Source organism: Marinobacter shunpengi, assembly GCF_045449715.1.
GTDB lineage: Bacteria > Pseudomonadota > Gammaproteobacteria > Pseudomonadales > Oleiphilaceae > Marinobacter.
On the sequence record NZ_JBJJLA010000015.1, the window covers coordinates 42,186 to 63,725 of the forward strand.

Here is a 21,540-nt window from a genome sequence, read left to right on the forward strand (position 1 = left end):
CGTCGCCAAAACAACAAGTAAAAGGAAATCGCTATGCCCTTTAACAACGACCACCTCAGCGAACTCAATCTACTGGCCATGTTTGACGGTGCTTCCTCACGGGAAGGTATCAAAGTGCACCAGCACTCCGCCCCACTGGAGCTGGTGGACGCGGCGGAACGTCTTTACCGGAAAGGCCTGATTACGCAAAGGGATGGCGGATATCTCACCCCGCTGGGGAATGAGACGGCGGAGCATGTTCAGAAGGTGCTGGCAATCCTGAGTAGCAGCCCGGATGAGGCGATGCCTGCTGCCAACGGGGGCTAACGCCGCTTTCGGGAGCCACTTCTGCACCGGCTAAGGCATGGAAGTAAGGTTCGGGAACCGGGGCGCACCCGCTGAGGCAAATGCGCCCGATGGATGGAAAAGTCGAGCCCGGCAAGGCGCCATCAAACGCACCTGGCCAGGCCCGTTCACACCACTATTGTGCTGGCGTAGACTGCAGCCTCAGCGTATAGGGCCCCACACCATCGTAGGTGTCCGCGGTGATCCGGTAGGTGCCGACTTCCAGCATGGTGCTGATCCGGGAATTGGTCATGCCGCCGCCATCATCGTCGCTCAGTCTGGTGCCCTCACCCTCCAGGGCCAACAGGGTATCGAAAGCACTGGAATCCATGCTGACAACCACCTGTGACGGCTGCTCCAGCACGAAATCGTACTGCTGGCTGCCATCGTTAAGCACCCCTCGGATGGTGGTGTTCGGCTCAAGGGTGCAGACGCCTTCCTGGTTTTCCTCACAGCCCTCGCTGATCTCACCGTCATAGGGGGTGACATTGGCTTCCAGGCGGAACGCGCCCGAGGCATTGCCGGCGTAGCTGGACACTTCCACACGGTATTCACCCGGCCCCACAACCGTGGAGATCCGTGAGTTGGTATCGCCCGCGCCGTCATCATCAGTGACGGACACGCCGGGGCCTGACAGGCTCAGCATGGTATCGAAGGCAGAGGAGAAGACCCCGATGTTCAGGTCGGACGCCTGCTCCAGAGTCAGGGTGTAGGCGTTCACCCCCGAGCCGTCGGCCATGCCGTGCAGCGTCTCGCCAACGGGCAGTTCACCGCCGTTCCTGAACTCACCGTCAAAGGACGACGTGGCCAGGTCGATGGAATAGGCACCGTGTTCGTCATCGAAGCCAGCCACCTGCACCCGGTAGCTGCCCGGCATCAATAAGGTGTTGAGGAGTGGATCGGTGCTGCCATCGGTATCGTCCACCTCGATGTTGGTTTCGCCACCCGAGAGTTTCAGCATGGCGTCGAATTCCAGGGAGGACACCAGCAGGTTCACCTGGGTCGGTTCCTCGATATCCAATGTGTATTCGTTGACGGCCGAAGGTCCGGTCAGGGTACCGGTAATCTGATCTCCGCCCCGCAACGGGCCGCCGTTACGCTCGCCCTTGGCCAGGCCGGAAATGTCCAGTGACAGGCGGTAGCCGTCTCCGGTACTGGCAAAGGTATCCTCGCAGCGCTCATCCATCGGCAGTTTCCTGCGCCCGTCCGGGGAGATAACCGCTTCATAGGCACCCGGCTCCAGGTAGGTGGTCAGGGTCTGCTGGCTGTCGCCGCAGCGATAGGCCCTGGCAGCCTGCCCCTCACTACCGAGGGTCACCGTGGCATTGCCGCCACCGGTAAGACGCAGGGCAACTTGGGAGGCCTCCTCCACCGTGAAGGCATGGCGGGACTCCTCCCCGGCGGTTCCGGCAATCGTCCGGCCATCCGCCAGCTCATCACTCGCTGCTGCCTTTTCCGGCTCCAGGGCATAAGGACCATAGTCGTTCTGGTCCTCGCCGCTGATCACCACGAGAACGCATCCCTCGTCAGCGCTGAGCAGCAGCCCGGCCTCACCCTCCAGCTCGGAGCGGGCACTGCCCAGCCAGTCACCGTTGTCATCGTACAGCGAGACCTGTGACAGGAACGGCGCCTTCACCTGGTACAGTACGCCGGCGTCGCTATCTCCGCCGCACATCCAGTGGCGGCCATGACGGGAACCGTCCTTCAGGTTGATCTCGCTGCCGGAGGTCAGTTCGCCCTTGACCGGATCACCGATCGTGTTCTTGTCCGCATCCACAAAGCGTCCGCTACCGCCGTCGGTACAGCCCGCCAGCAGGCCGATGCCGGCGACACTGCCCGCAAGCAATCCGAAGTGAATGGCCCTGGCCAGCGGCCTGGGTGAGAAGGCAGTTCCTTCATGGCTCATGGTTATCTCTCCTTGCATGATTTTTCATACCGCACCAGGTATGGGTAGAGACGTCGGGCTACCCGCCCAACAGAAAACCGGGATAGGCAACATCAGTCACGTCCAGGCCGGTGTTTTACCACATTTTTGGTCATTACCTACAGGCAATACATCATCCGGCCCGTCCATTTGTGATGAGGAGATCAGAAAGTTACTAGGGAATCAGGTCCAGTTCCCGGCGCACTTCCTCCGCCGTCGGACGAAGCTGGGGCAGGCCCCGGCGGGCGCGTCTCTGGCTGAAGTAATACAGAATCGGCGAGGCGATAAACACCGACGAGCTGGTGCCAATAACGATGCCAAAAAGCATGGGCAGGGCAAAGCTGGACACCGCGGCACCGCCGGCTATCCCCATGGGCAGGATCGCCAGGAACGTGGTCACCGACGTGAACACCGTGCGGGTCAACGTGGACGATATGCTCTTGTTGAGCAGGTCCAGCATGGGCATATCGGGGTGCTCACGCAGGTTTTCCCGGATGCGGTCGAACACCACCACCTTGTCGTTGACCGAGTAACCGATCAGCGCCAGCAGCGCGGCAACCGCCGTCAGGTTGAATTCCACGCCCGTCAGTGCAAAGAAGCCAATGGTCTTGGTCAGGTCCAGGGCAATGGTCAGGGTGGCGGCCGCGGCAAAGTGCGACTCGAATCGCACCCACAGGTAACCCAGCATACCAACACCCGCCAGCAGGACGGCCAGTATGGTGGCGTCACTGAATCCGCCGCTGACCTCGGGACCTACCATGTCGACTTTCGGGAACCCAGCATCCGGCTGCACCTGCGTAACCGCCTGCTTCACCTCATCCACCCGGTGGGTGATCCGTTCCGTACCGCCCTCCTCCACCGGCAGCCGCACCATGAACCGGCCTTCGCCCCCCACCTCCTGGATGGAGGCACTCCCCAGGTCCCGGACTTGCAGGGTATTACGCAGGTCCTCCACAGCCACGCCGGGGGCGCTCACCTCCACCAGGGTGCCGCCGGTAAAATCAACGCCGTAGTCCAGCCCGGGCTGGAAGAACAGTACCACCGAAGCCAGCGACAATATCCCTGATAGCGCCAGCCCCAGATACCGGCCGCGCATGACATTGACGCCCCGCTCGCTGAGCCGCTCCAGGGCCGCTATGCCCGGCATGGCCAGAGGCTCACGCTCGCGACCGCGAATCCACCCTTCCATGACCAGCCGTGTAAAGGCCACCGCCGTGAACAGCGAGGTCACCAGCCCGATACCAATGGTCAGGGCAAAACCACGGACCGGTCCGCTGCCAAACAGAAACAGCAGGCTGACCGCGATCAACGTAGTCACGTTGGAGTCGATGATGGTGCCGTAGGCCCGGGCAAAGCCCTCCCGCAGCGCCATCCAGGCGGGCCGTCCCCTGCGCAACTCCTCACGTATCCGCTCATTGATCAGGATATTCGCGTCTACCGCCATGCCGACGGTAAGGATGATGCCGGCAATACCGGGCAGCGTCAGGGTGGCGCCCAGCAGGCTGAGCACACCGAACACCAGGCCCACGTTGACCGTCAGCCCGAGGCAGGCGATCAGCCCCCAGCGGCCGTAGAGGACGACCATGAAGGCGAACACCAGGGTGGCTCCGGCAAGCCCGGTGGTTACCCCCATGGCGATGGCGTCGCTGCCAAGGTCGGGACCGACAGTGCGCTCCTCAATCACATGCAAAGGTGCCGGCAGGGCGCCGGCCCGTAACAACAGTGCCAGGTTAGTGGCCTCGGTGGGAGTAAAGGCGCCACTGATCTCTCCGCTGCCCCCCGGGATCACGTCCCGAATCACCGGTGCGGTAATAACCTGGCCGTCCAGTACCACCGCCAGGGCACGCCCGATATTGTCCCGGGTCATGGCACCGAACTGCCGGGCGCCCTCACCGTCCAGCCGAAAATTCACCACGGGCTCTCCGGTATCGGGGTTGAAAGCCATCCGGGCATCCCGAATGTGTTCTCCAGCCATGGCCAGCCGCTTTTCCAGACGGTACTCACGCTCGCCGGTGGTGTCCGGCACCATGAAGCTTGTGTCGTCGCCGGTACGGCTGGTCACCCAATGGAAACTCATCTTCGCGGTAGTACCCAGCAGTTCCCGGATCTCGGCCGGATCCGCCACGCCCGGCATCTGCACCAGAATATGGTTGTGGCCCTGGCGGGTAATGGTCGGGTCCACCAGACCGGTTTCGTCCAGCCGTCGCCGTACCACCTCAAGGCTGCGTTCCACCCCATCCCGGGTGACCTCCTCCGGGGGCAGGTCCGGGTTGGCGGCGAGCAATTCACGGTCATCCACCTCCAGCAAGAGGTGGGAACCGCCCTGGAGGTCGAGTCCCAGGGAGACAGTGTTATCCAGGTACCAGGCCGGCACCCTTTCTGCCAGGGAAGCCGGCAGCAGGTTCGGGATCGCGCTCAGAAGCCCGAGCACGATCACCAGGCCGTAGACAACGGCCCGTGAGCGTAACGATTTCATGGGTAATCCCTGATTCAAGCGTGTTGACGCCGCCAGGCCGGGGCCAGGCAGGCGAGTGGTAACGACGAAGGATTACCCGATGGGCGGGGCCCTGAGCGGGGGAATGAGATAGTCTGGGCTGGCCAGCAGGCCAGGACTTGCTCCCCCGGGTACAGGGGATGCCAACCTGGAACCCGGACGAATATCCGGCGTTGGCGCCCACATCGGTGGTATCTGGTCGTTGTCCAGCAGATCGCTGGCCAGTTTATCCGGCTCGGTGACACTCAGGAGGGCGCTGTGGCTGGCAACCGCCAGGTGATGCAGTTGGTGAGAGAAGGCTGGCCCGGTATCAGTGGGCCGGGCACTGGCCTGGGTGATGGCACACAGGAAAACCAGCGCAAGCGCCGCCACGGCCATCCCTGCGGGCAGGGACTGCCATCGGGGCAAGTTGCGGGTTCCGATTGCGCTCATAACGGTATTCCGGGTAAGTGAAATCAGTCTGAGGCCGCGCCACGGTACCGTCAAGAGACATGGTGGTTTCTACGTGGGCCCTGTGCCAACAGGCTTTTCTACGCACAACCCCACAAGACGGAAGGCCCCAAAAACTGGATAATGGCCGCCATTAATGGCACCGCTTCGCCAACATTCTCCAATTTCCGGATCTTTCACCATGGAAATCAACGTCAACTTCCTCGACAACCTCCGCCTGGAAGCCAAGTTCGACGACTTTACCGTCGTTACGGACCAGCCTATCCGTTACAAGGGCGATGGCTCGGCGCCCAGCCCGTTCGACTATTTCCTGGCATCGTCGGCGCTGTGTGCGGCGTATTTCGTGCGGGTGTACTGCAAGGCCCGGGACATTCCGACCCACAACATCCGGCTGTCCCAGAACAACATCGTTGACCCGGAGAATCGCTACAACCAGATCTTCAAGATCCAGGTGGAGCTGCCGGAGGACATCTCCGACAAGGACCGACAGGGTATCCTGCGCTCCATCGACCGCTGCACGGTGAAAAAGGTCGTACAGACCGGCCCGACGTTCGAGATCGAACCGGTGGAGAGCCTGGCCGAGGAGGCCCAGGCCCTGCTGATGGAGGAGCCGGACGAAGACCACCGCACCTTTATCGAAGGCAAGGACCTGCCCCTGGAGCAGACCATCGCCAACATGACCGGCATCCTCGCGGAGCTGGGCATGAAGATCGAGATTTCCTCCTGGCGTAATATCGTGCCCCACGTATGGTCACTGCATATCCGCGATGCCGCCTCGCCCATGTGCTTCACCAATGGCAAGGGCGCCACCAAGGAGAGTGCCCTGTGCTCGGCCCTGGGCGAGTTCATTGAGCGGCTGAGCTGCAACTTCTTCTACAACGACCAGTTCTTCGGGGAGGAGATCGCCAACAGCGAGTTCGTCCACTACCCCAGTGAGAAATGGTTCCAGCCGGGGCCGGATGATGAACTGCCCAAGGGCATCCTGGACGACCATTGCCTGGCCATCTACAACCCGGACGGCGAACTGGGCGGTTCCAACCTGATCGATACCAACTCCGGTCGGGCGGACCGTGGCATTGTGTCCCTGCCCTTTGTCCGCCAGTCCGATGGCGAGGTGGTGTACTTCCCCTCCAACCTGATCGAGAACCTGTTCCTGAGCAACGGCATGAGTGCCGGCAACACCCTCCATGAAGCCCAGGTGCAGTGCCTGTCAGAGATCTTCGAGCGGGCGGTGAAGAAACAGATCATCGAGGAGGAGATCGTCCTGCCGGATGTGCCGCTGGAGGTACTGAAGCAGTATCCGTCAATCCTGGAGGGCATCCGCGGGCTCGAGAAGCAGGGCTTCCCGGTGCTGGTGAAGGATGCGTCCCTGGGCGGGCAGTTCCCGGTGATGTGTGTCACCCTGATGAACCCGCGCACCGGCGGTGTGTTTGCCTCCTTCGGGGCACACCCAAGCTTTGAGGTGGCCCTGGAACGCAGTCTCACGGAACTGTTGCAGGGCCGCAGTTTCGAGGGCCTGAACGACGTACCGCCGCCCACTTTCAACAGCCAGGCGGTGGCCGAGCCCAACAACTTCGTGGAGCACTTTATCGACTCCACCGGCGTGGTGTCCTGGCGCTTCTTCAGTGCCCGGGCGGATATCGAATTCAGCCACTGGGACTTCTCAGGCACCAACGAGGAGGAAGCGGACCGCCTGTTCGGCATCCTCGCCGACCTGGGCAAGGAAGCCTACATGATGGTCCATGATGACCTGGGCGCGCCGGTCTGCCGCATCCTGGTGCCGGGCTATTCCGAGGTCTACGAGGTGGAGGACCTGATCTGGGACAACACCAACAAGGCCCTGGACTATCGCGAGGACATCCTCAACCTGCACGCCCTGGACGATAACCAGCTCAATGACCTGGTAGAGCGTCTGGAAGAAAGCCAGATGGACGACTACACGGACATCATCACCCTGATCGGCATCGAGTTCGACGAAAACACGGTGTGGGGCCAGCTCACCATCCTGGAACTGAAGCTGTTGATCAACCTGGCGCTGGGGCAGCACGAGGAAGCCCTGGAACGGGTGGAAGCCTTCCTGCAGTTCAACGACAACACCGTGGAACGCAACCTGTTCTACCAGGCAGTGAACGCGGTGCTGGAGATCGCCCTGGATGACGAGCTGGAGCTGGACGACTTCATCGTCAACCTGCGTCGCATGTTCGGTGACGATACCATGGACGCGGTGGTGGGATCGGTGAACGGCACCGTTCGCTTCCATGGACTGACACCCACCAACATGCAGCTTGAAGGGCTGGAGAAACACCAGCGGCTGATCGACAGCTACAAGAAGCTGCATGCGGCGCGGGCGGCCCGGGGCTGACCAAGTACCATCAGGCTCCATGTCGCAGAGCGATGCCCCGATGGACTATGGGGACAGGGATCAGATAGGCTATCGCTATCAAAAATTCTGATAACGGAGCGACCGGATTCATGGAACGTAACCGATCGAGGGATCTCAAACCGATCATCATGCTTGTGCTTGCAATCGTGATCGTCGCCGGACTTCTCTGGAGTTATAACCAACTGATCAGCAAGGAAGAAGCAGTGGACTCCTCATGGGCGCAACTGGAAAGCAATTACCAGCGGCGCCATGACCTGATCCCCTCACTGGTAGCCACCGTCTCCCGTTATCTCGAACATGAGCAGGAAACCCTGCAGGGCGTCGTGGAAGGCCGGGCGCAGCAGGCCAATGCCAATGTTTCCCGGATACTGGAGGCTGTAAACAGCGCCAGCACGACCGCCGAAGAGGCCACCGCCACCTCTGCCAGCGAGGCACCGAAGAATGAGGAAACGCTGCGGCGTATCGCCCGGGCCCAGGCACAACTTTCTGTCCAGTCCCGGCACCTGATGGCGGTGGTGGAGAACTACCCGCAACTACACTCCTCCGACCAGTTCCTTACCCTTCAGGCGCAGATCGAGGGCGCGGAAAACCGCATCAACGTTGCCCGCATGCGATACAACGATGCCGTGGAGGCCTATAACGCCGCCATTCGTCGGATACCGGGTAACCTCTGGGCCAGCCTTGGGCAGCTTCAGCGCAAGGCCTACTTTGAAGCCGATGAGGAGGCAGAGGATGCCGTTACTCCGGTTTTCGATTAATGCCCTGGCGCTACTGCTGCTTGTCGCCTGTTCCCGGCCTGATTCGTGGCTTGAAGACCATACCGGCCTGCTGAGCGAAGGCCAGGCCGCCTATCTGGAGAACTACCACGCACATCTGCTGGAGGACCACGGCATCGACTACCGCGTGGTGATTGAAGACGGCCACGCCGACATTAACCGACGTTCCGTTGAGTGGTTTGAGAATCTTGCGGTGGGTGGTCGCAGCGAGAACGGTAAAGGCCTTCTGCTGTTGCTGGACCCCGAACAGGACCAGGTACGGATTGAAGTTTCCCAGGCCCTTGAAGGTGTCTATCCCGACGCCCTGATCAGCTACCTCGAACACCGGCAGATGGTGCCCTTTTTCCGCGATGGACGTGTTGCCGACGGTATCGTGGCCACCACCGAACTGATCGTGACCCGCGCCCAGGAGGCTGAAGCCAACCAGGCCTTTGATCCCTCTACCCTGCCCGCGGCAACCGGCGGCGCGGGCGCGACCGTGGACGCCGATCTGGGCAAGGGCCGGCCTTCGTCAGACACTACGCAACCATCAGGCATGGCAGCCCCCCAGGGCGGACCAAGGCAGACTGTCGACGCCTATCTCCACGCCATGGACAACCGGAATGATAACCCCGACTTGCCAATCTACACCGGGGCCACCCGCAGGATGCTCGCCGAATGGACCATGACGCCGGCCCAGATGGACAATGTGGTTCGCGCCTATCGAGCCTGTAGCGAAGGAGAGGTACTGACATCCACTGACGGGCAGTTTGCGGTGCTCCGGTACGGCATGGATGAACGCCAGTGCTCCCCCTGGTTTCTTCAGAACGCCGGCAATGGCTGGAAACTCGACCTGACCGTACTGCAGCAGGCGATTGGTTTTGGCCGTGACAACACCTGGCATTTCCGGCGCCAGGTGTTTCATCGCTATCGGTTTGCCTTTATGGACTGGCGTCTGGACGGCAATGGCTACCCCCATTCCAAGCGTGAGCTTCGTTGGGGGCTGTCCACTGCCACCAACGATGAGCAACAGACCTTTGTCATCGGGGTTCAACCGGCATCGGCCGCTGCGGAATTCGGATTTCAGTGGGGGGACCGCCTGGTGTCCTGGAATGGAACTGACGTGGAGCACCACCGCCACGCCCTGCAACTCATGGGGCAGGCCAGGACAGGCGAAGAACAGACGATCATTATTGAGAGGGCTGGTCAGAGCAGGACGCTGCAAGGTCCTGCCCCTGAAAAACCAGATCAGTGATAGTGTCCCCGATTAGGGCCGCTGACCGGTCTTAACTCCTTGTTGGTTATCGCTTTGCCTCGTAAACGATGTTGAACGGCGTTTCCGTGGCACGACGGAAATGGCTGAAGCCGGCGTTCCTGAAAACCTCCGCCATACGGGTCTCTCCCGCCTGGTTACCAAGCGCCAGCCCGACGTCCTCCGAGAGCGAATGGGGACAGCAGATTGTGGTCGAGCCGCAGTAGAACAGACGGCCTACGGTATTGAGATTGTCCTCTACCCTGTCGTGGGCGAAGGGCTCAACCAGCATGACCGTGCCGTCCTCCGCCAGCGTATCAACCGCGTGGCGGGCGGCGCCGACCGGATCACCAAGGTCATGGAGGCAGTCAAAAAAGCACACCAGGTCGTAGCCGCCTTTGGGAAACGTTTTGGCGGTGGACGTCTCAAAGCTCACCCGGTCATCCACACCGGCCTTCCTGGCATTTTCCCGGGCGGCGGCAACCGAATCCGGGTGCGCATCAAAGCCGACGAATCTGGAGTCCGGATAATGTTCGGCCATGATGATGGTGGAATGGCCATATCCACACCCCACATCGGCCACCTTGGCGCCGGCTTCAAGCTTCTGGGTCACCCCATCCAGCGCCGGTAACCAGTTGGACGCCAGATTGGCCCGGTATGGTGCCCGGAAGAAGGCGGCACTACCACAGAATAGCCGGTGGTGATGCTCCCCCCAGGGAATGCCCTCCCCCGTGCGGAAGGCATGGATCAGTTTGTCCTCGTCGAACCACACCGAAGCCGGTACCTCCCAGGCTGGCGGCACAAACACGGGACTGTCCTCGTCGGCAAGGACCATGGCCTGCTCGGGGGGCAGTTCGTAGGTCTCTCCGGTGCTGTCATACTCAACGTATCCGCCTGCAGCCTGACTGTTGAGCCATTCCCGCACATACCGTTCGGCGCAGCCTGCACGTTCGGCCAGTGCCCTGGCGGTCAGGGGGCCGGCATTGTGCATGGCCCTGTAAAGACCGCATTTATGCCCGAGGCTAACCATCACGCCACCGAAGCCGGCGGCCAGGTCACCAATGGCCTGCTGTACGAACTGGTCGAGTTTGGCGTCATTGATTGCCTTCATGTCGGTTTCCTCCTGCCGATTTCATCCGGCGCCGGAGCAGGGAGTGCCTGTTGGCGCCTTTCCCTGATAATCGTGGCCATTGAGGCCTCGATCAGGAAGTGCCAAACTCGTCCAGACCGGTCCATTTCCGTCAAAGGAGCACAAACATGGCACCCGGGGCACCACTCCATGTCTCCCTGGTCGCCGTTCCGGGCACCCTGTCGATGCCGGTTGCCGGCCTTTACGAGGTGCTGAACGCCTTTCCCGTGCTTGCCAGCTTCTATGATGACATTCCGGAGGTCAGCCCGTTCCAGGTGGAGATTGTTGGAGCTGAACAGACCACCATGGCAGCCGCCAGCGGTTTGCCGATTACCATCCAGCGTGCGTTCCGTGATGTCGTCAGCACCGATATCGTCATCGTACCGACCATGGCGGTCGACCAGAATTGGCGGCCAGGCCGGCATCCCGAACTGGTGGAGTGGTTACAGGCCATGCATGGTACCGGCACCGTGCTCTGTTCAGCCTGCACCGGGCTGGTCATCCTTGCGGAGACCGGCCTGCTTGATGGCCAGCGGGCCACCACGCACTGGGCCATAGAGCCCGTTGTCAGGGCCTGTTTCCCCGAGGTGGAACTGTGCCTGAATGAAGTGCTCCTGACCGCGGGACAGCAAGAGGAACTGGTCATGTCTGGCGGCGGGGCATCCTGGCAGGATCTCGTCCTCTACCTGATTGGCCGTTTTGTCAGCCCGGGCGCATCCCGGGCCATGGCGAAGTTCGAAATGCTTGAGCAGCATGCCGAAGGCCAGGCGCCCTACCTCCCGTTTCTGCCCCCGGTCCAGCATGGCGACTCACTGATCCGGGCGGCCCAGCACTGGTTGGAAACGCATTTCACGGACGCAGGTCCCGTTGCAGGAATGGCCGCCATAGCGAACCTGTCGCCCCGTTCCCTGGAGCGTCGGTTCAGACGGGCCACCGGCTATTCTCCTATCGACTACGTGCAGCGTGTTCGCATCGAGGAGGCCAAACGACGGCTTGAACAGACCGATGCCGCCATCGACCAGATTGGCTGGGACGTCGGCTACCAGGACCCGGCAGCATTTCGTCGCCTGTTCAAGCGGATCGCCCGGGTGACTCCCGGTGCCTACCGCCGGAAATTCGCCGTTCCCGACCTTGGCCGGAACACTACAGGCTATCTATCACGCCCCCTCTACCCGAAGCGAAGCACCGGAGGCAGAAAAAGCGAGCAACCGCTCGAATAATAGCCTGTCCTGGGCTATGCTGTCCCGCTACAACAATGGAGAACTCAGGGCCAGGCGAAGGTTACAAATTGGCCCTGACCATACAGGCTCCCTGCGAATAACGCTCAAATCAACAACCAAACCAAGGAGTTACAGGCATGTTCGAGAATCTGTTTTCACTGGAAGGCCGCGTTGCCCTGGTCACTGGCGGCTCCCGGGGGATCGGGAAAATGATCGCCGCCGGCTTTATCGCCCAGGGCGCCAAGGTCTATATCTCGTCCCGCAAGGCAGAGCAGTGCAACGCCGCCGCCGAGGAACTGTCCCAGGGTAACGGGCGCTGCATTTCCCTGCCCATGGACCTGTCCACCGTCGATGGCTGCAAGGCGCTGACCGAAGAACTCAAGTCCCGGGAGGATCACCTGGATATCCTGGTGAACAATGCAGGCGCCGCCTGGGGTGCGGATTTCGAGGAATTCCCGGAGCATGGCTGGGACAAGGTCATGGACCTGAACCTGAAGTCTCCGTTCTTCCTGACCCAGGCCCTGCACGGCATGCTGAAGGCCGGCGCCTCCGACCGGCAGCCCGCCAAGGTGATCAACATCTGCTCCATCGACGGCATCCGGCTGAATCCGTGGGAAACCTATTCCTACCATGCCTCCAAGTCCGGCCTGATCTTCCTGACCCGTCGTATTGCCGCCAGGCTGATCAATGATGGCATTGTGGTGACCGGTATCGCCCCCGGGCCTTTCCCGTCCGAGATGAACCGCACCGCCCGGGACGAGGCCGACGAAGTGGCCAGGAAGACACCGGCGGGCCGCGTGGGTAACGACGAAGACATGGCCGGCGCTGCTATCTACCTGGCCTCCAGGGCCGGCGACTATGTGGTGGGTGACACCATCGCCGTGGACGGTGGCCACGCCTACGCCCGACTGGCGTAAGCCCGGCAATACCTGTCCGATCCAGGCACCCGACGAGCGTCATGCCCTACACCGGGCATGGCGCCGTCCGTTCCCGGTGCCTGGCTACCCATCCCTTACTCACCCTGTCTGACACCAGCTTCCATCTCACCGGATGGCGGAAACTGATCATGACCTTTCCACCAGATGCCCTCGTTTTACAAAGTGCCCACTGATCCCCGGCCCAGTTTCGGTATGATAGGCGCTTTTAGTCATAGCCTACTGTCAGGAGGACAGGCGACGTGCCCCACATCCTGAGCGGTCTTTTCCGCCATCCATTAACGCTCATGATCGTGGCCGTAGGCCTGTGGATGCTATACCCACCGCTGGTAAACGAACTGGTTGACCAGCTCAGAACCTTCTACGTCGCGGCCGTGGCCCATACGCTGGCTGCGCTGAGCATGTTGGCCTTTACCGCAGTAGTGCTGCTTCGCCAGGACCGGCGACTTGTCCCGAAGCTCCTGGAGCGGAGTAACCTCCGCCGGGTGTCTCTGCCGACCCTCATGTCCGGCTTCCTGATCTGCGCCAATCATCTGCTGTTGTATTTTGCGCTGGAGGTGACAACCGATTTCGATGTCATTGCCATCCTGGTGTTCGAAACCTGGCCCATCCTGTTTTTCTACATCGATAGCGCCCTGCGCCGGGACCGGCGGAAAACCTCCATCAACGACTACATATTCTCCGGGGCGGCCTTTGCCGGATTCCTGGTACTCACCACACCAAACTTCGATGTCGCGGACTGGTTGCTGCTGGACAGCCCGATGCTGAATACCATGGGGCTTGCCGGCCTGGGCGGCCTGGCCATGGCGGTTAACTGCTTCTTCCGCATGAAATGTATGGATGCCTGGCAGGCCCTGTCGGAAGATCGCAGTCTGGGGCTTGATGGCTTCAGGCTGGGCCTGTTGACGGAAACTGGCGTGCGTACCGTTGCGGCGCCATTACTCATCGCTGCCTTCCTGTTATCGGGCGATCCGGTACCGGAAGCCACCACGTCAGACCTGTTACTGCTTGGTTTCGTCGGTTTCGTTATTCTGGGTGTAGGCAGCCTGCTCTACGACCTGTCGGTGTTCAATGCCAAGAACGCCTCCATTAGCGCCCTCTGGTACCTGATGCCGGTGGGTGCGGTGATCATCCTGGCCCTCATGCAGGGGCGATTCCTCAATCAGTACGAGGCCATCGCATCGGTACTGATCGTTTCCTCCAACATCTTCCTGGGACTGCGCTACCCCCTGCGTTCCTCGTTGCTTGTCCTGTTCGTTTCCGTCTGTCTGATCGGGATCTGGTTGCTGTTCGCCCCCCTGTTCACCATCGACCATTATTATGACCTGCTGGCGGTATCCACAGTGTTCTTTGTCCTGCTGGCCTCCTTCGCCCTGGAGCGCACCACATCCCTGAACCGGGAACGGGAAAGCCTGCTGGGGGAGTTCCACGAGCAGTTGCTGGCAGTCCTGGAGCGCCCCTCCGTCACCGCTGATGGCGGGGACCGCGAGACCTTCCTCGGACATATCCGGCAGTACGCACTCTGGCACATGCACAGCTTCCTGCGGGCCTTTACCAGCCTTTCTGCCCTGGCAGACACCCAGGGCCACGTGGAAAAACTCAAGTATGCCCTGGTGCCGCTGGTCAGACGTGACGAGGCTGCGCGGGCTGACCTGCTGGCGCTGTTCCGTGTCGGTGACAAACTGATGACCCTGGAGAGCGACCGAATTCCCGCAGAGGAGATGATCATCCTGATACTGCTGGGAGCCACCAACGTATTCTTTTCCCTGGTCTTTCGACCGGACAGCCTGTCGGCCGGGATATTTGCGCTGATCGTGGCCACCTCCATGATCTACCTGCTGCTGATCATTCACGAACGGGACAAGTACGCCCAGGTGCGCCACGACCACGGCCAGGCCTGCTCCCATATGCTGGACTACCTCAATAGCCACGCCGGGCACAATGCGGACTCTTCCCAGGTCCGGGCCGTCCAGGACCGCATCCAGACCGTTATTGATGAGCGGGCACAATCCCTCCACAGCCGCGGCCGCTCCTACTGGATCTTCGGGATCTTTGTCTTCCTGTTCAGCGGTTTTGGCTATGGCCTGATGTACGATTCCCTGAACCGTCCGCCAACGGCAGAGAACTCGCCACTCATGGCCAGTACCGATGATCCCACCCAAGCCGTCCATGTGGTGGCTCCGAACTGGCAATCAGCCCGCCTCAAGGCACACATCCTGGCGGGTATCATTGATCAGCATACCGAGTTCCGCGCCCGTATCGCTTCACCGGTACCCACCGAGCAGGCGTTCGTGGCCATGGATGACGAGGACGGTGGCATCAGTATTCACCCGGAGATCTGGGAGGAAAACAACCATGACCTGATTCGTCGCTACGTCCGTGCCTTTGGCAGTGTCAGCCTCGGCCAGCAGTCCGTCACCGGCAAACAGGGACTGTGCTACACAGCGGGCAACGCGGGTAACGGCAAACCGTTATCCCTGGAAGAACTGAACTCACCAACCATGGCCAGCCGGTTCGATATGACCGGAGATGGCAAGGGGGATATCTGGATCGGCACCGACGGCTGGACTTCCGTTGACATCGAGCGCCGGCGGTTACAGGCCTACGGGCTGGACCGCTTCTACCAGTTCCACGTCTTCGATCGCGATGTCCAACAGATGTTGCTGGACCGCAATAGCCGGCAAGGCGTGCCAACGTTATTCTTCTGCTACTACCCCGACGCCCTCTTCACCAACCCGGATATCCGCCTGGTTGACGAGCCGGCCCACGACAAGGCGCTCTGGAAACAGATCATCAGTGCCCGGCAATCGGAGTTGCCCGACCGGGGCACTTCCTGGCCCGAAGTTCGACTGAGGGTCGCCTATCGGAGCAACCTGGCTGAGACCTCCAGGGAGCTCGCGACACTGCTGGACAATTTCGTCATCAGCAACCCGGAACTGCTGGACATGTTGAGGGAGCTACAAGGCGGAACACCCGTTGAGGTGGTTGCGGCCACGTGGATCCAGACACACGAGGATACGGTCCTGACCTGGCTGACAGGGTTCCGGTTGTAGTCAGTTGATGTTTTTTCTGCCACTCGTGGTATGGTCCTTATCGGGTCGGCTCAGCCTGTTCCCATTTCAGGGAGGAAGAGCCGAAGACGTGACACAAGGAGACCCGTATGAAAACCCAGACTGATTTTACGCCCACTCTTTCCGCCACCCTTCGTTTCTGCACCGCCGTGCTTTTCGGCCTGATGCTCTCCGGCCTCGCCCAGGCCGCGTCCCTCACGGAGGACCAGGTGCAGTCGTTTATCGACAGCATGCACGACACTGAAAAGCTACGGGAGGAATTTCCGGAACTGGACACCGAGATGGAACCCGAAAACCATGATATGGGTCGTCCCATCTCCAGTTCACTGAGCACCCTGGACGACTCCCCGGAAGCCAGGGATCGCCTGGAAGAGATTGTGGAAGACCACGGTTTTGACAACATCGAGCAATGGGCAGATGTAGGGGACCGTGTGTTTATCGCAACCATGGCGATCTCGATCCAGGACATGCCCCCGGAGCAGCGGAAGATGGTTGAGTCCATGGCCAATCCGGACATCGACCCCGAGGCCCATGAAGCCACACAGCGCGGTATGAATGAGATGGCCAGGAACATGAGGAATATGCTGGCCGCCGCCGACCGTGCCTCGCAGGAGGACATCAAGGTCGTCAGGCCTTATGTCGACCAGTTCAGGGCCCTTGGTGAAGATTAGTCGCTGAACCTGCCCCTGACGTGGCCGGGAATTTCCCGTTTCCGGCCACGCCTGTGTTCCCATGACCGGGATACAGAGGAACCACCTTCACCCTGCCCCGTCTCTGTCAACGCACCACAAACACCGAGATCTTCGCATCCCGCACCAGGTTGGCCGCATTGGACCGGATGAAATGGAGTTTGTCGCCAATGCCAGGCACATGAGAAGCCATGACGATCAGGTCTGCCCCGGTCTCGTCGGCCGCTTCAACCAGCCGCTTTTCCAGCTCAACGACCGTATCCGGTGACTCGATCAACGAGTAGCTGGTATCGATGCCATGGTCCCTGCCCTGCTCCTCCGCAAACAGCCGCAGCTCGTCCTCCAGCTCACGGGTACTGTGGGCTGCGGACGATGGTGTCCGGTTGGTCACCGTGACGTAGTGCAGGGCCGCATTATAGTGCTTGGCGATGTCGATGGACGTATTCAGCGCCTTGGCAAGCTTGTCGATGTGGGCGAGATCAACAGGTACCAAAATCCTGGAGTACATGGCCGCCTCCCTTGATTGACCAGTTTTTTGTCTTGCCTTATTAAAGGATCTGGGGCCGGATGGTATCGAGATCAAGACTGGTATAGGTAAACTGGCCGCAAGGGAAACAACCACAAGGAATCACCATGAAAAAGCACTGGCTGGCCCCTATCGCCCTGCTTCTGACAGGCACCCTGCTCTGGACAATGGCCCTTTCCGCCCACGCCGACACATCGGTCTGGAAGGTCACGAAAGGCGACCACTACCTCTACGTCGGCGGCACCATCCACCTCCTGAGCAAGGACGACTATCCCCTTCCCGACGGCTTCACCAGCGCCTACCAGGACTCGGACATGGTCGTGCTGGAAACCGACATCGCGGCCCTGCAGACCACCGAGTACCAGCGGAAAATACTGATGGCCACCACCTACTCCGGTGACAACAGTGTGCTCCAGCACCTTTCCGATGACACCGTCGACCTGCTCAGGGATTACCTGGAAGAGAGAAACATACCCACCGCCCCGCTTTTCCGGCTAAAACCCGGCATGCTGTCGATGACGCTATCCGTACTCGAACTTCAGCAACTTGGCCTTACTGAGGCGGGGGTGGACCAGTATTTCCGGCTACAGGCGCTGAACGACGGCAAGGAACTTGGCTACCTGGAATCCCCGGACCAGCAGATCCAGTTCCTGGTCGATATGGGCAAGGGGCAGGAAGACGAGTTGATCCGGCATACCATCCTGGAAATGAAGCAACTCCCCCGGGACATGGAATCCATCCGCACCGCCTGGCGTAACGGCGATACGGGAAAACTGGCGGCCGCGGGCCTGGAACGCTGGGTAGACCGGTTTCCGGACCTGTACGACATGATCCTGGTGGACCGTAACCGCGACTGGATACCGGAGATCGAACGCCTGTTGGGCACCGGGGACATTGAGCTGGTCCTTTTCGGGGCCCTGCATCTGGTCGGAGACGACGGTGTCCTGGCCCTGCTGGAAGACCGGGGGTATCAGGTGGAGCAGGTTGACTGGTAGTGTCGTGTCCTGCACCAGCATGAACCGCCTGAACGAGGTCACCGGTGAGAACGATTGCAGTGAGGGTCGGCCTGTCCGTCCTGGTATCTTTGATGATCTACCTGCTCGTCGCCATGGGGCTGATCATCAGCGATTCCCATCGTGCACCCCCCGTCGGCAAGGAGCCTTTGTCCTTCGGGGCGCTGACCGGTGATATCGGTGAACTGCCGCCCCTGGAAGGCTACCAGGCCCGTGACGGCAACACCCTCTCCTACCGACTCTACCCCTCCGACTCCGAGCACGTGCTGATACTGCTGCACGGCTCCGGCTGGCATAGCCGATACCTGGCGCCAATGGCCCGCCGGATCAGCGCTGGCGGTTATGCCAATGTGATAACGCCGGATCTGAGGGGGCATGGCCCCGCCCCGATACGCCGGGGCGATATCGACTACACCAATCAACTGGTGGACGACCTGGCGGACCTGATCGATCACGTGCGGAGGGACCGGCCGGAAGCCACGCTGGTGATTGGCGGCCACTCCTCCGGTGGCGGCCTGGCGCTGCGATTCGCCGGCAGCCGCTATGGCGAACAGGCTGATGGTTACCTGCTGCTGGCGCCCTGGCTGCAATACAACGCGCCCACCATCCGCCCCGACGGTTCCGGCTGGGCCACCCCCTACACACGACGCATTATCGGCCTGACCCTGCTGAACAACCTGGGCATCAGCGCACTCAACAACCTGCCCGTGATCCGGTTCAACATGCCGGCGGACGTGCGGGACGGCACCGAGACGCTGAGCTACTCCTACCGCCTCAACACCGGCTATGCCCCCCGGGACTACACGGAAGCGCTCTCTGCCATCAAACAACCGCTACTGGTGCTGGTTGGAAGCGATGACGGGCTCTTCTATCCGGAGAAGTTCAGGCCGGTGGTGAACCGGTATACGGAAGGGGATGTACGAGTGATTGACGGTGCCTCGCACCTGGGTATCGTGACGGACGAGTCTGTGGTGCCGGCCATCGGGGACTGGCTTGAGGACTGATTCCAATCATGACTGCCGGGGGCAGTGTTCGCCCCCCGGCAGTTCCGCCACCCGGTCAGAAGTTGGACAGGCCGGAGCTGGTGCAGCTCGCCCAGTTTCCGATGCAGACCCGGCCAGCGTTACGCAGGCGACTGTTGGAGATATGGGCGGTGGAGCTGTAGCTGTCCGTCCGGAAGATGCCCTCACTCATGTTGGAGATATCACAATTGTCGACGGTGACATTGATCTCGAATCCGGTGCCGCCGTTCTGGCGCAGGAATTTGCCCATGTTGTCGACAACGCAGTTGGACACGGTCAGGTTGGTTGAGGCATTCACCTGCAGGAATTTGTCCGAGCCGTTGTAGCCCTCTATATTGCGGACGGTGACGTTGCCCTCGGACTTGACGGTCATGGCGTCCTCGCCCACATCCATCCATAGGATGTTTTCCAGGGTGCCGCCGTTATAGACGTGGATACCATCCGCGCCATTCTGGCCAATGATCACGTTCTTGAGGGTGGCCCCGTTCTCCAGGCGGAATACCGGGTCCTGGCCTTCGCTCTGGCCACCGTCGCCCAGGGCGGAACTGGCGTTGAAAGTCTGGCACTGGCCGTCGAAGGTGCCGCCGTTGACCACGATGGTCTCGGGTACGAAACGGCTGCCGGTGGATTCACAGCTGGATCCTTTACCAACGGGACCGCCGGGGTTCGAGCCAGAACCACCATCGTCACCATCGTCACCTCCGTCCACCGGCTGGAAGCGCCATTGCTGGTTCACGGCGCCAGTGGAGGACCACTGGCGGATATCGCCACCATTGGCCGTGCTCCATGTCCAGACGTCCAGCGGCAGCCCGCTGTGGCGGGAGCTGATGGTGTGGTAGCCGTTGCCGGCGTTGTCGATGGCCCACTGCTGGTTGTAGCCGCCGCTGAACTGCCACTGGCGGATTTCTCCGCCCGGCTCCGTGCTCCATTCCCATACGTCCAGAGACTTGTCGCTGTGTACCGGGCGAATGGTGTAGTAACCATTGCCAAGGTTGGTGACGTTAAACTGCTGGTTTTCGTCCCCGGTGTATTCCCACTGGACCACATTGGCGCCATCGGCGGTGCTGTTACCGTCCACATCCAGGGCAAGGCCGCTGTGGCGGGAGATGATGGCATAGCGACCGTTGTCGATCGCCATCGCCGTGATTGTCTGCGTCGAGAGAACCGCAGCCAGTAGTGGAACAATTACAGAAGGTTTCATTATCGGGACTCCATTTGTTGTGGTTGTCTACGGCCCGTCCGGGGCAGTCGTTAACCACCATGGCTGCCCCGCACGTTTGCCGGAGCGACCGGACCCTCCTGGCCCGCCCACTCCATTCGCGTTTTCTGCCCGACAGCATGTTCAGAACGACAGATAGGAAACCGGCTACAAGGTAACCAGACCCGGCCAGCAGCTTAACCGTGTACCAGTCCGCGCCCCACCACTGAGGTAACCCGGGATTCAGGATCTCCGCAATCACGTCGTTCGAGTCATTCGGGTTTCCGTATTTGCGTACCTGTTCGGAACTTTCCGTTCGGGCTTCGCTTTCTCGGTGAGGTTTCCGGGTATAGACTGAAACGGAAGCGTACCGGTGGACGCGCTGGAAAACCCCAGAGGTATCCGTTATCGACAAGCCACTCTCACCAGGTGCCCAACACTACATCCTGCTGCTGGCGCCCCAGTTGCTGGCAGACATGGACCGCGTGGGCCTGTCCCGTATCGTCCACTGCTCCGGCTTTCCCGAGCACGAAGTCACCAGCCTCTACTTTGAGTTCAGGTCCATATGCCGGGTACTGCCGACCGAGCCGGAGGCCATTCCACCGGAACTCTGGACCTACCTGACCCACAGCACCCGGTTGATGTCCACGCTGATCAATACCGCCGAGCAACCGGCAATCGACCAGGCCCGGCATAATGCCGTGCGCAAGTTCCTGCCCCAGGCGCGGCATACGGTGCAGCACGAATACGAAGAACAGTGCCAGGAAGGCACCGTGGAGTTACGACTGGCCGCCCTGATGCGGGACCACGCCTCCCCCGAGCAGTCCCGTGAGATCTGCCAGGAGGCGTTGCGACTGGAACGGGAAGAGCGGTACCAGTCCTGCCTGGAACTGGACACCGTCGGCCTGGGTACGTCCCGGGCCGTCATCGTGGACCATGCCCTCACCTACAGCCATCAGTCCATCGCCACCGCGCCGGACCAGTTCGCGCCGGTGGATCTGGTGATAAGACTGCTGGACCTGCTTCATTCGGTCCGCAGGGAAAACCCGGCCCCCGCCGCCTCCGATGAAGACGCGGTAGATCGCATCGTGCTGGGGCTGGGCAATGTCCTGTTCAATCATGAGTTGGACCTGTGAAATCGGGTACAATAACGCG

At 60.9% G+C, this 21,540-nt stretch carries 17 protein-coding genes; 11 read left to right on the forward strand and 6 right to left on the reverse strand.

Annotated features, from left to right (window positions below):
• Nucleotides 1–33 precede the first annotated feature (33 nt).
• Nucleotides 34–306, forward strand: coding sequence for a TIGR02647 family protein (locus tag ACJO3T_RS08270; RefSeq protein ID WP_406964724.1), 273 nt, complete (start codon nucleotides 34–36; stop codon nucleotides 304–306).
• A 154-nt stretch (nucleotides 307–460) separates the two neighbouring features.
• Here the strand turns inward: ACJO3T_RS08270 and ACJO3T_RS08275 are convergent, their stop codons facing one another.
• The 3 genes from ACJO3T_RS08275 to ACJO3T_RS08285 form a co-directional block, all read right to left on the reverse strand.
• Nucleotides 461–2,230, reverse strand: a complete 1,770-nt coding sequence (locus ACJO3T_RS08275; RefSeq protein WP_406978265.1) for a hypothetical protein — start codon at nucleotides 2,228–2,230, stop codon at nucleotides 461–463.
• 193 nt (nucleotides 2,231–2,423) lie between these two features.
• Entirely contained in the window at nucleotides 2,424–4,724 is a 2,301-nt protein-coding gene (gene secD / locus ACJO3T_RS08280) for a protein translocase subunit SecD (protein WP_406978266.1), read from the reverse strand.
• A gap of 72 nt (nucleotides 4,725–4,796) precedes the next feature.
• The gene (locus ACJO3T_RS08285; RefSeq protein WP_406978267.1) at nucleotides 4,797–5,174 is read right to left on the reverse strand and encodes a hypothetical protein; all 378 of its coding nucleotides are present in this window, start codon (nucleotides 5,172–5,174) and stop codon (nucleotides 4,797–4,799) included.
• Nucleotides 5,175–5,373: 199 nt separating this feature from the next.
• Between ACJO3T_RS08285 and ACJO3T_RS08290 the strand changes: the two genes are divergently transcribed.
• The 3 genes from ACJO3T_RS08290 to ACJO3T_RS08300 all read left to right on the forward strand — a co-directional run bounded on the left by ACJO3T_RS08290 (nucleotide 5,374) and on the right by ACJO3T_RS08300 (nucleotide 9,585).
• On the forward strand, nucleotides 5,374–7,554 hold the full coding sequence (locus ACJO3T_RS08290) for an OsmC domain/YcaO domain-containing protein (protein WP_406978268.1): 2,181 nt from the start codon (nucleotides 5,374–5,376) through the stop codon (nucleotides 7,552–7,554).
• Nucleotides 7,555–7,664: 110 nt separating this feature from the next.
• Nucleotides 7,665–8,333 carry a LemA family protein gene (locus ACJO3T_RS08295; RefSeq protein WP_406978269.1) on the forward strand — a complete coding sequence of 223 codons (669 nt, stop codon included), beginning with the start codon at nucleotides 7,665–7,667 and terminating at the stop codon, nucleotides 8,331–8,333.
• Entirely contained in the window at nucleotides 8,308–9,585 is a 1,278-nt protein-coding gene (locus ACJO3T_RS08300) for a TPM domain-containing protein (RefSeq protein ID WP_406978270.1), read from the forward strand. Before ACJO3T_RS08295 ends, ACJO3T_RS08300 begins: the two co-directional genes overlap by 26 nt.
• Before the next feature lie 46 nt (nucleotides 9,586–9,631).
• Here the strand turns inward: ACJO3T_RS08300 and ACJO3T_RS08305 are convergent, their stop codons facing one another.
• On the reverse strand, nucleotides 9,632–10,684 hold the full coding sequence (locus tag ACJO3T_RS08305; protein WP_406978436.1) for a class I SAM-dependent methyltransferase: 1,053 nt from the start codon (nucleotides 10,682–10,684) through the stop codon (nucleotides 9,632–9,634).
• A 155-nt stretch (nucleotides 10,685–10,839) separates the two neighbouring features.
• Here ACJO3T_RS08305 and ACJO3T_RS08310 point away from each other — a divergent pair, with 155 nt between their 5' ends.
• From ACJO3T_RS08310 to ACJO3T_RS08325, 4 genes are all read left to right on the forward strand, one after another.
• Nucleotides 10,840–11,931 (forward strand): GlxA family transcriptional regulator, encoded by a 1,092-nt coding sequence (locus ACJO3T_RS08310; RefSeq protein WP_406978271.1) that lies wholly within the window; start codon nucleotides 10,840–10,842, stop codon nucleotides 11,929–11,931.
• Nucleotides 11,932–12,068: 137 nt separating this feature from the next.
• On the forward strand, nucleotides 12,069–12,848 hold the full coding sequence (locus ACJO3T_RS08315; RefSeq protein ID WP_406964712.1) for an SDR family oxidoreductase: 780 nt from the start codon (nucleotides 12,069–12,071) through the stop codon (nucleotides 12,846–12,848).
• A gap of 260 nt (nucleotides 12,849–13,108) precedes the next feature.
• The gene (locus ACJO3T_RS08320) at nucleotides 13,109–15,919 is read left to right on the forward strand and encodes a glycine betaine ABC transporter substrate-binding protein (protein ID WP_406978272.1); all 2,811 of its coding nucleotides are present in this window, start codon (nucleotides 13,109–13,111) and stop codon (nucleotides 15,917–15,919) included.
• Between the two features lie 107 nt (nucleotides 15,920–16,026).
• On the forward strand, nucleotides 16,027–16,608 hold the full coding sequence (locus ACJO3T_RS08325; protein WP_406978273.1) for a hypothetical protein: 582 nt from the start codon (nucleotides 16,027–16,029) through the stop codon (nucleotides 16,606–16,608).
• Nucleotides 16,609–16,714: 106 nt separating this feature from the next.
• On the opposite strand, the gene ACJO3T_RS08330 is transcribed toward ACJO3T_RS08325, so the two are convergent.
• Entirely contained in the window at nucleotides 16,715–17,134 is a 420-nt protein-coding gene (locus tag ACJO3T_RS08330) for a universal stress protein (protein ID WP_406978274.1), read from the reverse strand.
• A 125-nt stretch (nucleotides 17,135–17,259) separates the two neighbouring features.
• Here ACJO3T_RS08330 and ACJO3T_RS08335 point away from each other — a divergent pair, with 125 nt between their 5' ends.
• Together ACJO3T_RS08335 and ACJO3T_RS08340 are read left to right on the forward strand one after the other, a co-directional pair.
• Nucleotides 17,260–18,147: a TraB/GumN family protein gene (locus ACJO3T_RS08335; RefSeq protein WP_406964706.1), complete on the forward strand. Its 888-nt coding sequence runs from the start codon at nucleotides 17,260–17,262 to the stop codon at nucleotides 18,145–18,147.
• A 44-nt stretch (nucleotides 18,148–18,191) separates the two neighbouring features.
• Complete coding sequence (locus tag ACJO3T_RS08340) at nucleotides 18,192–19,169, forward strand: alpha/beta hydrolase (RefSeq protein ID WP_406978275.1); 978 nt, start codon at nucleotides 18,192–18,194, stop codon at nucleotides 19,167–19,169.
• A 55-nt stretch (nucleotides 19,170–19,224) separates the two neighbouring features.
• On the opposite strand, the gene ACJO3T_RS08345 is transcribed toward ACJO3T_RS08340, so the two are convergent.
• Nucleotides 19,225–20,388 carry a pectate lyase gene (locus ACJO3T_RS08345; RefSeq protein WP_406978276.1) on the reverse strand — a complete coding sequence of 388 codons (1,164 nt, stop codon included), beginning with the start codon at nucleotides 20,386–20,388 and terminating at the stop codon, nucleotides 19,225–19,227.
• A 461-nt stretch (nucleotides 20,389–20,849) separates the two neighbouring features.
• Between ACJO3T_RS08345 and ACJO3T_RS08350 the strand changes: the two genes are divergently transcribed.
• Complete coding sequence (locus tag ACJO3T_RS08350) at nucleotides 20,850–21,521, forward strand: hypothetical protein (protein WP_406978277.1); 672 nt, start codon at nucleotides 20,850–20,852, stop codon at nucleotides 21,519–21,521.
• Nucleotides 21,522–21,540 lie beyond the last annotated feature (19 nt).

Excerpts from the sequence above, each read along its gene's own strand:
- ACJO3T_RS08335 (WP_406964706.1), top strand. The coding sequence starts at position 17,260 with ATGAAAAAGCACTGGCTGGCCCCTATCGCCCTGCTTCTGACAGGCACC.
- ACJO3T_RS08285 (WP_406978267.1), bottom strand. The coding sequence starts at position 5,174 with ATGAGCGCAATCGGAACCCGCAACTTGCCCCGATGGCAGTCCCTGCCC.
- ACJO3T_RS08270 (WP_406964724.1), top strand. The coding sequence starts at position 34 with ATGCCCTTTAACAACGACCACCTCAGCGAACTCAATCTACTGGCCATG.
- ACJO3T_RS08295 (WP_406978269.1), top strand. The coding sequence starts at position 7,665 with ATGGAACGTAACCGATCGAGGGATCTCAAACCGATCATCATGCTTGTG.
- ACJO3T_RS08325 (WP_406978273.1), top strand. The coding sequence starts at position 16,027 with ATGAAAACCCAGACTGATTTTACGCCCACTCTTTCCGCCACCCTTCGT.
- ACJO3T_RS08315 (WP_406964712.1), top strand. The coding sequence starts at position 12,069 with ATGTTCGAGAATCTGTTTTCACTGGAAGGCCGCGTTGCCCTGGTCACT.
- secD (WP_406978266.1), bottom strand. The coding sequence starts at position 4,724 with ATGAAATCGTTACGCTCACGGGCCGTTGTCTACGGCCTGGTGATCGTG.
- ACJO3T_RS08310 (WP_406978271.1), top strand. The coding sequence starts at position 10,840 with ATGGCACCCGGGGCACCACTCCATGTCTCCCTGGTCGCCGTTCCGGGC.
- ACJO3T_RS08345 (WP_406978276.1), bottom strand. The coding sequence starts at position 20,388 with ATGAAACCTTCTGTAATTGTTCCACTACTGGCTGCGGTTCTCTCGACG.
- ACJO3T_RS08300 (WP_406978270.1), top strand. The coding sequence starts at position 8,308 with ATGCCGTTACTCCGGTTTTCGATTAATGCCCTGGCGCTACTGCTGCTT.
- ACJO3T_RS08330 (WP_406978274.1), bottom strand. The coding sequence starts at position 17,134 with ATGTACTCCAGGATTTTGGTACCTGTTGATCTCGCCCACATCGACAAG.
- ACJO3T_RS08290 (WP_406978268.1), top strand. The coding sequence starts at position 5,374 with ATGGAAATCAACGTCAACTTCCTCGACAACCTCCGCCTGGAAGCCAAG.
- ACJO3T_RS08275 (WP_406978265.1), bottom strand. The coding sequence starts at position 2,230 with ATGAGCCATGAAGGAACTGCCTTCTCACCCAGGCCGCTGGCCAGGGCC.